We start from the raw sequence: 11,980 nt of genomic DNA, 5'->3' as shown, positions 1-11,980 counted from the left end.
TCCGGTATCATGTCGCTATTCGCCGAGCCGGCCGCGCAGGCCGGACAGATCGTAACCTGCCCGCCTGGCGCGCTCGATACGCTGGTCGGCGGTCTCGTTCGCGGTGTTGGCGAGTGCATCGAGCGTGATCGACCGCGTGCCGGTCCGACAATATGCGAGCACCTTGCCATCCGCCTGTTCGCGGACCTCGGCGAAGGCCCGGATTGCGTCTGGCGGAAATTCGCCGCCCGAAACCGGGATGTGGTGGAAGGCGAGGCCGGCGGCCTCGGCGGCGTCCTGCATAGATGCCGCAGTCGGCTGGTCCGGCTCCTCGCCGTCCGGCCTGTTGCAGATCACGGTGCGATAGCCTGCCTCTGCAATGTCCTGCAGGTCCCCGGGCCGGATCTGGGACGACACCGCAAACGCCTCGCTCACCTGGGCCGACGTCACGACGAGGTTCCTTCTGCGAAACGCACGATGGCCATGCCGACGAGCATCGCGGCCACGAAGATGGCGGCGGAAACCGGTTCGATGACGAGCGCTGCAATGCCCGGCCCCGGACACAGGCCGGCGATGCCCCAGCCGATGCCGAACAGCGCCGCCCCGCCTATGAGCCGGGGGGTCAGGTCGGACCTGGTCGGCAAATGGAACTCGGCCGCCAGTACCGGCCGCGCGAGGCGCGGTACGATGCGCCATGCGATGGCCATCACGATGAGGGCCCCTCCCATCACGAAAGCGAGCGTGGGATCCCAGTCGCCGAAGATGTCGAGGAAGCCGCGCACACGCGCAGGGTCGGTCATGCCGCCAAGGGCAAGGCCGGCACCGAACAGGACGCCGGTGACAAGCGAGGGGATGGCGGTTCGCATCACAATACCTCCAGCCCAAGCGCATTCATGATGGCCACCGTCGCAATGCCGGTCGCCATGAAGACGAGCGTGGCGACGACCGAGCGAGCGGACAGGCGGCTGACCCCGCAAACCCCGTGCCCGCTGGTGCATCCGCTGCCGAGGCGCGTTCCGACGCCAACCACCAGCCCGGCTATCGCGAGCGTCAGGGGGCTGGCGAAACGGGCCTCGATCCCGCCCGATACCAGCATGACGACCAGCGCGCCCAGCGGCAGGCCGATCACGAACATCCATGCGCCGCTTGCGGAAATACCGCTGCCGCCAAGCCCGGCTGCCTTCGCGGCCAGGCCGGACACGCCGGCAATGCGGCCAAGTCCGAGCAGCATCACGGCCGCCGCGAGGCCGATCAGGACACCGCCCGCCAGTCCGGCAAGCGGGGCAGCTTCGGGGAAACCGGGGAGCATCATACGGCGTTCACCGGAATCTTGATGTAGCTGACCCCGTTGTCTTCCGGTTCGGGCAGGCGGCCACCGCGGATGTTGACCTGGACAGAAGGCATGATCAGCTTCGGCATGGCCAGCGTCTTGTCCCGGCCGGTCCGCATCTCGACGAATTCGGCCTCGCTCACCCCGTCCTTCACATGCACATTCTCTTCGCGCTGCTGCTTGACGGTGCTTTCCCAGGCATATTCGTCGCGGCCCGGGGCCTTGTAATCATGACAGAGGAACAGGCGTGTTTCATCGGGAAGCGAGAGCAACCGGCGGATCGAACGATAGAGCTGGGCGGCATCTCCGCCGGGAAAATCGGCCCGCGCCGTCCCGAAATCCGGCATGAAGATCGTGTCGCCGACGAATGCCGCATCACCGATGATGAATGCCATGTCGGCCGGCGTATGGCCGGGCACATGCAGGGCGATGCCTTCCAGATCGCCAACCTTGAAGGTCTCCCCGTCCTCGAACAGCTTGTCGAACTGCGATCCGTCGCGCTCGAAATCCGTGCCGGCGTTGAAGAGTTTCCCGAACACTTCCTGCACGCGGATGATGTCCCGCCCGATCGCTAGCTTTCCGCCGAGCCGCTCCTGCAGATAGGGCGCGGCCGAAATGTGATCCGCATGCGCATGGGTCTCGATAAGCCACTTCACTTTCAGATTATTAGAAGTGACGTATTCGATAATGCGGTCGGCCGACCCGTTCGAGGTCCGGCCTGACGCCGCTTCGAAATCCAGCACCGAGTCGATAATCGCGGATTCCTTCGTCGCGGGGTCGTGCACGACGTAGGACACCGTGTTCGTCGCCTCGTCGAAAAAGCCCGCAATGGAGGGACGAAGGTTCTTGTCGGCCCGGGCACGCTCGATCTGGGAGGCGGCGCTGTTCAGGTTCTGGTCGTCAGCCACGGCTTTATCTCCAAACGTTTACATAAACTGTTTATATGTTTTGCTATTGAACTGTCAAGTGATATGGAGGGCCGGATGAACGACATGACAGACCCCAGTGCCCGACGCGACGCGCCCTGCGCCGGCCTGCGTATCGGGGATGCCGCCCCGGACTTTTCCGCACGCAGCACGGCAGGGGAGGTCCGCCTGTCGGATTACCGGGGCCGGTGGCTGATCCTGTTCTCGCACCCTGCGGACTTCACGCCCGTCTGCACGACCGAATTCGTCGCCCTGGCCGGGTCCGCGGACGAGTTCGAGAAACGCGGCTGCGCGCTGATGGCGCTGTCCGTCGACAGCCTGTTCTCGCATTTCGCCTGGCTGCGCCTGATCCGCGACCGCTACGACGTCGAGGTGCGGTTCCCGATCCTGGAAGACCCGACCCTCGTGATCGGACGGGCCTACGGAATGGTGGCCCCGAACGATAACGACAGCGCCACGGTGCGCACGACATTCTTCATCGATCCCGGCGGGATCATCCGCGCGATGACCTGCTATCCCGCGAATGTGGGCCGTTCCACGCCCGAAATGCTGCGAACGCTGGATGCCCTCCAGGCGGTGGATGACGGGCCCGTGCTTGCCCCTGCGAACTGGACCCGGGGGGACGCCCTGCTGGCCCAGCCCGACGCATCGCTCGATACGGTCTATGCCGCAAAGGGACAGACCGACTGGTTCCTGAAGGAAACCGGGTGAGGCTCTCGCAAATGACCGACGAGGAACTGGTCGATGCGCTGAAGGCGCTGGCACATCCGGTGCGGCTGCGGATCATGCGAGCGCTCGCCGGGACGGAGCGCAATGTCGGGGAGATCGACGAGGCCGCCGAGATCGGCCAGCCCACGCTTTCGCAGCAACTCGCAGTGCTTCGCAATGCAGGCCTCGTGAAGACGCGCAAGGACGCGAAGCTCGTCTATTACCGCATCGAAGAGGGAATGCTGGCCACGGTTTTCGGTACCGCGCAGGAACTCGGGGGGCTACCCGGCGAGCCAGCGCAGGAACCGCGCCGTCCGGCCCCCGGAGTGGCCAATTTCGCGAAGCTGGGCTGACGGGGCTTCTGGGATCCGGCTTCGGGCGCGGCGTCCTGAACCCACGACCCTGTTCTTCTTCGGCCGGTTTGCGCCGGTATTTCGATTGCGCGCCTCGGGGAACGGTTGCCCTGCGATGGTGGTTGGGGCAGAGCGCCAGCGTCACGTTTCGTAACCGCTCAGGATCACGCCCATGCCTTCGTCCAGCCCGCTTTCCGGCAAGCTCGTCACCGTTTTCGGTGGCAGCGGATTTTTCGGCACGCATGTCGCGCAGGCCCTGCTGTCGCGCGGCGCGAGGTTGCGGATCGCGGCGCGGCACCCGGAAGCGGCGTTCTCGCTGAAACCGCTGGCCAATCTGGGCCAGCTGCAATTCGCCCGCTGCAACGTCCTGGACGAACGCAGCGTGCGCGCCTGTGTCCAGGGTGCGGATGTCGTCGTCAACCTGGTCGGATCGTTCGAAGGCAATCTGATGAAGCTGATGGGCGAGGCGGCCGGCACGATCGCCCGCGCGGCCGCCGATGAAGGCGCAGGCGCGATGGTGCAGGTCAGCGCCATCGGGGCCGACCCGGACAGCCCGACCCAATATGCGCAGGCCAAGGCGCTGGGCGAGAAACTGGTGTCCGACGCCTTCCCCGGGGCGACGATCCTGCGGCCGTCCATCATCTTCGGCGAGGACGACAATTTCCTGAACATGTTTGCCGGGCTGATCCGGATGATGCCCGCCCTGCCCGTGTTCGGTCCGGAGTCCGAACTTCAGCTGGTCCATGTCGACGACTGTGCCGAAGCGGTCGCCATCGCGGCGGAAAACCCTGCGAAGTTCGGCGGCAAGACCTACGAACTGGGCGGCCCGGAAAAGCTGACGATGATGGAAATCAACGAACGCATCGCCGCGGCGCAGCGTCGCCGCCGCAGCTTCATCCCGATGCCCGACGCCCTGTCCGGCGCCTTTGCCGCATTGCCCGGCACGCCGATGGGCACGGACCAGTGGACCCTGCTGAAGCAGGGCAGCACCGTGTCGGGCGACCTGCCGGGCTTCAAGGCGTTCGGAATCGAGCCTGCACCGCTGGGCCTTTACCTCGATCGCTGGATGACCCGCTACCGCAAGCATGGCCGGTTTTCCGAGAAGCTGGCGAGCGCCGGGAAGAGCTGAGCGTTCGGCCAGAGCCCTCAGGCAGGCGGCTGCGTACCTTCGTCCTGCAGCAGGGTCAGCGGCTCCACGATCAGGATCGAACCGTCATGCCCGGTCACCCGAACCCGCTCCCCCGCGGGCGTTTCCGGGCCGCGCACGGTCCAGTCGCTATCGCCGAGATGCACGCGCCCCCGCCCGTGCTCGATCGGCTCGACCACCATGGCGGTTTCACCCACCAAGCGCCCCATCCGGTTGTTGAGCAGCGGGTCGGTGCTGGTGATGGGCTTGTCCCGTAAAAGACGCCGTGCGCTGTAGACGGCGATCAGCGAAATCGCCACGAATTGCACGACCTGCAGCGACAATGGCAGGCCGAACAGGAAGGTAAGCAGGCCCGTGGCGATCGCTGCCACCGCCAGCCAGATCAGGAACACGCCCGGGACCAGTATCTCGGTAATGGCCAGAGCCAGGCCGATGGCGACCCAGATCCAGTGCGGTTCTATCCCGTCAAGCATTGCGCCCTCGCGTCACTGGCATTTATCGCCCGTCGCCCGTGCGCGGGACGCTGGCGCGCGCCGGGGCTTTCGTGCGCCCCTTCGGCAGCTCGGTCCCGCTGTTCGCCTGCACCGTGCCGTCCGTGACCGCGTCCTTCACCAGTTCGCCGATCCCGCCGAGCGAGCCGATGAGCTGGGTCGCTTCCACCGGGAACAGGATGGTCTTCGCATTGGGGCTTTCGGCGAACTTACCGACGGCCTTCGTATATTCCTGCGCGATGAAGTAATTGATCGCCTGACTGCCCGAGCTGGCAATGGCGTCGGACACCATCTGGGTCGCCCTGGCTTCCGCTTCGGCGGCACGCTCGCGTGCCTCGGCGTCGCGGAACTGCGCCTCGCGGTTGCCCTCGGCTTCGAGGATGGCGGATTGCTTGCGACCCTCGGCGCGCAGGATCGAGCTGGTCTTGTCGCCCTCGGCCTCGAGGATTTCGGCGCGCTTCAGCCGTTCCGCCTTCATCTGGCGGGCCATCGCCTCGCTGATGTCCAGCGGCGGGCGGATATCCTTGATCTCCACGCGCGTGATCTTGATCCCCCATGGCGAGGTCGCATGGTCCACCACGCTGAGCAGGCGGGCGTTGATCTCGTCGCGCTTGGACAGCGTTTCGTCCAAGTCCATGCTGCCCATCACGGTGCGCAAATTGGTGGTGGTGAGCGCCATGATGGCGTTCTGCAGGCCGCTGACCTCATACGCCGCCTTGGGCGCGTCCAGCACCTGGAAGAAGACGACCGCGTCCACGCCGACCATGGCGTTGTCGGCGGTGATGATCTCCTGGCCCGGAATGTCGAGCACCTGTTCCATCATGTTGATCTTGTGACCCACCCGCTCGATGAACGGGACGATCAGGGTCAGGCCGGGATCGGCGGCCTTGGTGAATTTCCCGAACCGTTCGATGGTATAGACGAAGCCCTGCTTCACCACCGTGACCGCCGACAGAAGAAATACCACCAGCAGAGCCAGCAGCAGTCCGAGTAAAATCAGTTCCATGTCGTCCCCTTCCCACAAGTCGGCGGCAATCTAGACCACGCTCCCGGTCCCGCCAAGGAAAAGCGGATCAGAGCGCCGAACCGTAAAGCGCCATCTTGGCCGCATAGGCGCGTTCCGCCGCCGCGCGGTCGTAAGCCGGGCTGTCGGGCACGGTCCAGCCATGGTCCCCGGCATAGACGTCGACTTCGGCGCGGACATTGGCGGCATCCGCCGCTCCGCGCAGTATCGTCTTGTTCTCCGGCGCATCGGCATCGTCGTCCTGCGCGATGGCGAAGAGGTAGGACGTATCGGGTGTGCCGGTCAGCAGCTTGTGCGGGCTCTGCTCGTCCTCGCGCACCAGCCCGCCGCCGTGGAAACTGGCCGCCGCCTTCACGCGGCCCGGCACGGCAGAGGCGGTATAGACGGTGAACGGACCGCCCATGCAGTATCCCTCGCTGCCGATGCCGCGCGCGGTGTCGACCGCCTGCTGCCCGTCCAGCCAGCCGACCAGTGCGGTGGCATCGCGCATCACCGCCTGGCTGCTGAGCTTGTCGCGCCACGGGCCGACCTTGTCGAACCCGCCGCCCGCGCGGAAGGAGGCGAAATCGGCGAACTGCTCGCCGGCTACGTCGCGGTAATAGGGATTGACCAGCAGCACGGCGTAGCCTTCCGCCGCGACGCGCCGGGCCATCATCCGGTTCGCATCGCGCACGCCCGCAATGTCGGGCCAGAACACGACTGCCGGATGCGCGCCGTTGGCAGGATGGATGAACACCGCATCGGCATCCCCGTCGGGCGTGTCGACGATGACGGTGTTTTCGGCGAGGCCACCAGCGCCCGCAGCCGTATCGCCATTCGTCCCCATGCCGGTACACGCGGCCAGTGCCAGCGCGCCGCCGCCTGCTGCGAATTGCCGCCTGCTGACGGGGCTGCGATACCACTCTGTATCGGGAATTTGCGTGTTGCCGGTGTCCTTGCACATGATCTCGTCTCCTCTTCGCGGGCCAGCCTAGCCGACTTGCGATGATGGACAAGCCTTCGTGCAGGATGCACACTCGATTTCAATCGGCGATCGGAAAAGAGTCGCTGCCTTGGGAGGGGATAGGATGAAGCGTCTCGCGCTCGCGGCACTGGCCGCAATGGCATTGCCGTTCACGCTCGGCTCGTGCGGCGAGGGATACGAACCGGCAGCGAACGGCGGGATCGACGGCGCAAGGCTGCTAAACGCGCAGGCCGACGGGGCGAACTGGATTTCCTACGGCCGCGACTATGCGGAGCAGCGCTTCAGCCCGCTGGCGCAGATCACCACCGAAAATGTGGGCGAACTGGGCCTTGCATGGGCCGCCGACATGGACACCGCGCGCGGGCAGGAGGCGACGCCGCTGGTGATGGACGGCAGGCTCTACCTGACCACCGCGTGGAGCAAGGTGAAGGCATTCGATGCCGCAACCGGCGAGCCGCTATGGAGCTTTGATCCGCAAGTGCCCGGCGAAACCGCGGTCAAGGCGTGCTGCGACGTCGTGAACCGCGGCCTTGCCGCCTGGGGCGACCGGCTGTTCCTCGGCACGCTGGACGGCCGGCTGGTGGCGCTGGACCGGGATACGGGCGCGGTCGTCTGGGAAACCGTCACGGTCGACCAGTCCAAATCCTATACCGTCACCGGCGCGCCGCGCGTGATCGACGGCAAGGTCATCATCGGCAATGGCGGCGCGGAATTCGGCGTGCGCGGCTACATCGCGGCCTATGACGCGGTCGATGGCGAGGAGCTGTGGCGCTTCTACACCGTGCCCGATGGCGAGGAGACGGAGGGCTCGCCCGAATATCTGCGCGAAGCGGCCGCCACCTGGGAAGGCGACACGCTGACGGGCGAGGACGGCATCGGCGGCGGCGGCACGGTGTGGGACGCCATGGCCTACGACCCCGAACTCGACCTCCTGTATATCGGCGTCGGCAACGGAAGCCCATGGAACCGCGCCTATCGCAGCCCCGGCGCGGACGGACGCGGGGAAGGCGACAACCTCTACCTCTCTTCCATCGTGGCCCTGCGCCCCTCGACCGGCGAATATGTCTGGCATTACCAGACCACGCCGGGCGAGACCTGGGACTTCACCGCCACGCAGCACATCATGCTGGCCGACATGGAGATCGGCGGGCGGGAGCGTCAGGTGCTGATGCAGGCGCCCAAGAACGGCTTCTTCTACGTGCTCGATCGCGCCACCGGCGAGTTCATCAGCGGCGATCCCTATGTCACCGTCAACTGGGCGACCGGAATCGACCCGGAAACGGGCCGACCGATCGAGAACCCCGAAACCCGCATCGACCGGACGGGCCAGCCGGCGATGGTCACACCGGGCGCACTGGGCGGGCACAACTGGCACCCGATGGCCTATCACCCGGGCGAAAACCTCGTCTACATTCCCGCCTTCGAAGCAGGCATGGTTTACGCCCCGCAAGCCGACTGGAAGCCCGACCGGGCGCGCGGCTTCAACGTAGGCTTCGACCTTGGCGCAGGCGATCTGCCGCCCGATCTCGGCTTCCGTAGGCAAGTGGCCGGAACCTTGCGCGGAATGCTGGTCGCATGGGATCCGGTGGCGAAAAAGGCGCGCTGGAGCGTCGAACACGAGGGGCCGTGGAACGGCGGCCTGCTGGCAACCGCGGGCGGCCTGGTTTTCCAGGGCACGGCGGGCAGCGACTTCAAGGCGTTCGATGCAGCCAGCGGGGAGGAATTGTGGAGCTTCGCCGCGCAGACCGGCATCGTGGCCCCGCCCGTCACCTACACCGTGGACGGCCAGCAATATGTCGCCGTGCTTGCCGGTTGGGGCGGCGCCTATGCGCTCAGCGTCGACGGCGATTTGATGAAGGCGAAGGCCCCGGTGCGCAACATATCGCGCCTGCTGGTCTTCCGGCTGGGCGCTATGGCGGCATTGCCGCCCGAACCGGCGCTGGCCGACATCCCGCTCGACCCCCCGCCCAGCCGAGCAAGCGCGCAAACCATCGCGCTCGGCAAGGCAAAATACGCCCGCTACTGCGCCGTGTGCCACGCACCCGGAGCCGTCGGCAGCACCGTCCTGCCGGACCTCAGGCGCTCAGGCACGCTGGGCAACAAGGCCGCCTGGCTCAGCGTCGTCCATGACGGCCTGCTGAAAGACAATGGCATGGCCAGCTTCGCGGAATCGCTCAGCAAGGAAGAGATGGACGCGATCCGCGAATACGTCATCGCCCGCGCGAACGAGGACAAGGCGATGGAACCGCAAGCGGCCGACTAGCGCAATTTGCCTTTTGCAGCCTGCCCGTCATCCACGCGGATCACCGCGCCGGTGACGCATTCGCTGGCGGGATCGACGAGGTAGAGCAGGGTGGAATCCATCTGCTCGACCTCGGGCACGCGTTGCCGCGCTAGGCCCGGCCTCGGATCGCCGATGCGTTCGAACATGCCGTCGGTCATCTCGGTCACGAACATGCCCGGGCAGATCGCGTTGACGTTGATGTTCGCATAGGCCCACTCGACGCTCAGTGCCTCTGTCATGCGGGCAAGCGCGGTCTTGGTCACGGCATAGAGCGCCGCGCCGCCGCCATCGTAGCGGTAATGTGCCACGCTGGAGATGTTGACGATCCGCCCCGGCTTTTCCGCCGCCATCAGTCGCCGGGCGACCTCGCAGGAAAGCACCCACGGCGCGCGCAGGTTCACGTCCAGCACGCGGTCGGTCAGCTCCAGGCTCATCTTATGGGCACGCTGCGCGTCGGGAATGCCGGCATTGTTGACGAGGATGTCGATCGTGCCGAACGCCTGGCTTCCCGCCTCCACCGCCGCCACCAGCGCCTCGGCATCGCTCGCGTCCATCTCGACCGGCAGCGCGTTTTCGCGCCCCAGCTCATCCGCCAGCGCCTCCAGCCGCTCGACCCGCCGCGCGGCCAGCACGACCTTCGCGCCGTGCGCGGCCAGCACGCGGGCGAACCGCTCGCCAAAGCCGGAGGACGCGCCCGTCACCAGCGCCACGCGTCCTGTCAGGTCCGGTCCGTTCATGCTCTCTCTCCCACTTCCCGTCTATCGCTGGCCGTCTATCGCTGGCCGTCTATCGCTGGCCGTCTATCGCTGGAACACCACCGTGCGCCCGTCATTCAGCAAGGCGCGTTCTTCGACATGGAGGCGCACGGCCTCTGCCAGCACGCGGCGTTCGATGTCGCGGCCCTTGCGCACCAGCGCATCGGGCGTGTCGGCATGGCTGATGGCTTCCACGTCCTGGTGGATGATCGGCCCTTCGTCGAGGTCGGTGGTCACGTAATGCGCCGTCGCCCCGATCATCTTCACGCCCCGCGCATGGGCCTGGTGATAGGGTTTTGCGCCCTTGAAGCCGGGCAGGAAGGAATGGTGGATATTGATGCAGCGCCCGGCGAAATGGGCGGCCTGCTCGTCCGACAGGATCTGCATGTAGCGGGCGAGCACGACCAGCTCGGCATCCGTTTCGTCCGCAATGGCGCGCACCTGCGCCTCCTGCTCCGCCTTTGTCTCGCGCGTCACTGGCAGGTGGTGGAACGGCACGTCGCCCAAATCGGTATGCGTGATGCTTTCGCGCGGATGGTTGGAGACGATGGCGACGGGCCGGATCGCCATTTCCCCGATCCGCCAGCGATAGAGCAGGTCGGCCAGGCAGTGATCGAACTTGCTGACCATCAGCAGCACCCGGCGCGGGCGGTCCCGCAGGGCCAGCTTCCAATCCATGGCGAAGCGGCCCCCAACGTCTTTAAACTCGCGCCGCAGGACCTCGCGCGAAGCGTCGGCGGGGTCGAATTCCACCCGCATGAAAAACCGCCCGCTCTGGAAGTCGCCGAACTGCTGCGCTTCCAGCACATTGCCGCCGCGTTCGAACAGGAACGAGGTGACGGCGGCCGTGATGCCCGGCCGGTCCTCGCAGGCGAGCGTCAAAACGAGCGGCTCGCTCACCCGGCGTTATGCCTCTGGCCGAGCGCCTGTTCGCACTGGTCCATCAGGCCGCGCATGATGTCCGCCACCGGCTCTTCCTGCTTGACCATGCCGACCGACTGCCCGGCCATCAGGCTGCCGTTCTCCACATCGCCGTCGATCACCGCGCGGCGCAGGGCGCCTGCCCAGTAATGCTCGATCTGCAGCTGGGCCTCCATCATTTCCAGGCCTTCAGTATCCACCAGCCCGGCCACTTCGCGCTGCTTGGCGGTGAAGGCCTCGGTCCCCTTGTTCTTCAATGCGCGCACGGGGATCACCGGCAGGCGCGGATCGACCTGCACCGATGCCACGGCATCGCGGGCATTGGCGCGGAAGAACGCCTTCTTGAAGTCGGGATGCGCGATGCTCTCGCTGGCGGCGGCGAAGCGCGTGCCCAGTTGCACGCCGACCGCGCCCATCTCCAGATAGCCTGCAATCGCCTCGCCCCGGCCGATGCCGCCCGCGACGAAGACCAGGTGATCCTGCGAAAGCTCGGGCAGGAATTCCTGCGCCAGCACGCTGGTGGAAACGGGACCGATATGGCCGCCCGCCTCCATGCCTTCGATCACCAGCGCGTCCCCACCAGAGCGCAGCAGCTTCTTCGCCAGCGCCAGCGTGGGGGCGAAGACGATGACCTTGGCCCCGCCTTCCTTTATTCGCTCGACGCTGCCCTTGGGCGGAATGCCGCCTGCCAGCACGACATGGCCCACGCCATGCTTCGCGCACACGTCGATCAGGTCCATCAGGTCCGGATGCATGGTGATGAGGTTCACGCCGAAGGGCCTGTCCGTCATCGCCTTCGTCGCCGCGATTTCGGCGTCCAGCAGATCGGGCGTCATCGCCCCGCAGGCAATCACGCCGAAGCCGCCGGCATTGGAAATGGCGGAGACCAGGTTGCGCTCGGAAACCCAGCTCATCGCGCCGCACAGGACGGCGTGTTCGCAGCCGAGAAATTCGCGCCCGCGCTGCATCAGGGCGTGGCTTTTGGGATAGATAGTCATGGCAGCCGCGGTTAGGGGAGCGGCGCGCGGTGGGCAAGCGCCTGCACCGCGGAAACCCTTCGCCGCCCATGCGTTTGCGAAGGCACAACGATAAAAATCA

General features: G+C 66.3%; 14 protein-coding genes. 4 read left to right on the top strand and 10 right to left on the bottom strand.

What is annotated here, in order from left to right; genetic code table 11:
* Nucleotides 1-15: 15 nt before the first annotated feature.
* Genes ACGHJ7_RS10335 through ACGHJ7_RS10320 form a run of 4 tightly spaced genes read right to left on the bottom strand, consistent with a single transcriptional unit; the run spans nt 16 to nt 2,199 of the window.
* Entirely contained in the window at nt 16-429 is a 414-nt protein-coding gene (locus ACGHJ7_RS10335) for a TIGR01244 family sulfur transferase (RefSeq protein ID WP_390477129.1), read from the bottom strand.
* Complete coding sequence (locus ACGHJ7_RS10330) at nt 426-845, bottom strand: DUF6691 family protein (RefSeq protein ID WP_390477127.1); 420 nt, start codon at nt 843-845, stop codon at nt 426-428. The genes ACGHJ7_RS10335 and ACGHJ7_RS10330 overlap by 4 nt, the downstream gene beginning before the upstream one ends.
* The gene (locus ACGHJ7_RS10325) at nt 845-1,291 is read right to left on the bottom strand and encodes a YeeE/YedE family protein (protein WP_390477124.1); all 447 of its coding nucleotides are present in this window, start codon (nt 1,289-1,291) and stop codon (nt 845-847) included. Before ACGHJ7_RS10325 ends, ACGHJ7_RS10330 begins: the two co-directional genes overlap by 1 nt.
* Complete coding sequence (locus tag ACGHJ7_RS10320) at nt 1,288-2,199, bottom strand: MBL fold metallo-hydrolase (protein ID WP_390477177.1); 912 nt, start codon at nt 2,197-2,199, stop codon at nt 1,288-1,290. Before ACGHJ7_RS10320 ends, ACGHJ7_RS10325 begins: the two co-directional genes overlap by 4 nt.
* 102 nt (nt 2,200-2,301) lie before the next feature.
* Between ACGHJ7_RS10320 and ACGHJ7_RS10315 the strand changes: the two genes are divergently transcribed.
* The 3 genes from ACGHJ7_RS10315 (at nt 2,302) to ACGHJ7_RS10305 (ending at nt 4,425) form a co-directional block, all read left to right on the top strand.
* Nucleotides 2,302-2,946: a peroxiredoxin gene (locus ACGHJ7_RS10315; RefSeq protein WP_390477174.1), complete on the top strand. Its 645-nt coding sequence runs from the start codon at nt 2,302-2,304 to the stop codon at nt 2,944-2,946.
* Nucleotides 2,943-3,296, top strand: coding sequence for an ArsR/SmtB family transcription factor (locus ACGHJ7_RS10310; RefSeq protein ID WP_390477121.1), 354 nt, complete (start codon nt 2,943-2,945; stop codon nt 3,294-3,296). The genes ACGHJ7_RS10315 and ACGHJ7_RS10310 overlap by 4 nt, the downstream gene beginning before the upstream one ends.
* Nucleotides 3,297-3,468: 172 nt before the next feature.
* Nucleotides 3,469-4,425, top strand: a complete 957-nt coding sequence (locus ACGHJ7_RS10305) for a complex I NDUFA9 subunit family protein (protein ID WP_390477118.1) — start codon at nt 3,469-3,471, stop codon at nt 4,423-4,425.
* A 17-nt stretch (nt 4,426-4,442) separates the two neighbouring features.
* Here the strand turns inward: ACGHJ7_RS10305 and ACGHJ7_RS10300 are convergent, their stop codons facing one another.
* The 3 genes from ACGHJ7_RS10300 to ACGHJ7_RS10290 all read right to left on the bottom strand — a co-directional run bounded on the left by ACGHJ7_RS10300 (nt 4,443) and on the right by ACGHJ7_RS10290 (nt 6,901).
* Nucleotides 4,443-4,916, bottom strand: coding sequence for an NfeD family protein (locus ACGHJ7_RS10300; protein ID WP_390477116.1), 474 nt, complete (start codon nt 4,914-4,916; stop codon nt 4,443-4,445).
* Between the two features lie 22 nt (nt 4,917-4,938).
* Nucleotides 4,939-5,940: an SPFH domain-containing protein gene (locus ACGHJ7_RS10295; protein WP_390477113.1), complete on the bottom strand. Its 1,002-nt coding sequence runs from the start codon at nt 5,938-5,940 to the stop codon at nt 4,939-4,941.
* 67 nt (nt 5,941-6,007) lie between these two features.
* Nucleotides 6,008-6,901: a dienelactone hydrolase family protein gene (locus ACGHJ7_RS10290; protein ID WP_390477111.1), complete on the bottom strand. Its 894-nt coding sequence runs from the start codon at nt 6,899-6,901 to the stop codon at nt 6,008-6,010.
* A 124-nt stretch (nt 6,902-7,025) separates the two neighbouring features.
* On the opposite strand from ACGHJ7_RS10290, the gene ACGHJ7_RS10285 reads away from it, so the two are divergent.
* Nucleotides 7,026-9,185, top strand: a complete 2,160-nt coding sequence (locus ACGHJ7_RS10285; RefSeq protein WP_390477108.1) for a PQQ-dependent dehydrogenase, methanol/ethanol family — start codon at nt 7,026-7,028, stop codon at nt 9,183-9,185.
* Here the strand turns inward: ACGHJ7_RS10285 and ACGHJ7_RS10280 are convergent.
* The 3 genes from ACGHJ7_RS10280 to ACGHJ7_RS10270 all read right to left on the bottom strand — a co-directional run bounded on the left by ACGHJ7_RS10280 (nt 9,182) and on the right by ACGHJ7_RS10270 (nt 11,880).
* Nucleotides 9,182-9,943, bottom strand: a complete 762-nt coding sequence (locus ACGHJ7_RS10280; RefSeq protein ID WP_390477105.1) for an SDR family NAD(P)-dependent oxidoreductase — start codon at nt 9,941-9,943, stop codon at nt 9,182-9,184. The two genes, ACGHJ7_RS10285 and ACGHJ7_RS10280, sit on opposite strands and share 4 nt — an antisense overlap.
* 63 nt (nt 9,944-10,006) lie before the next feature.
* Nucleotides 10,007-10,861: a formyltetrahydrofolate deformylase gene (gene purU, locus ACGHJ7_RS10275; RefSeq protein ID WP_390477102.1), complete on the bottom strand. Its 855-nt coding sequence runs from the start codon at nt 10,859-10,861 to the stop codon at nt 10,007-10,009.
* Nucleotides 10,858-11,880 carry an NAD(P)H-dependent flavin oxidoreductase gene (locus tag ACGHJ7_RS10270; RefSeq protein ID WP_390477100.1) on the bottom strand — a complete coding sequence of 341 codons (1,023 nt, stop codon included), beginning with the start codon at nt 11,878-11,880 and terminating at the stop codon, nt 10,858-10,860. The genes purU and ACGHJ7_RS10270 overlap by 4 nt, the downstream gene beginning before the upstream one ends.
* Between the last annotated feature and the right edge of the window lie 100 nt (nt 11,881-11,980).

Source organism: Altererythrobacter sp. MTPC7 (genome assembly GCF_042851395.1).
Taxonomy (GTDB): domain Bacteria; phylum Pseudomonadota; class Alphaproteobacteria; order Sphingomonadales; family Sphingomonadaceae; genus CAJXSN01.
Note: the sequence above shows the minus strand (reverse complement) of the source record. Positions and strands in the feature narration are given on the sequence as shown.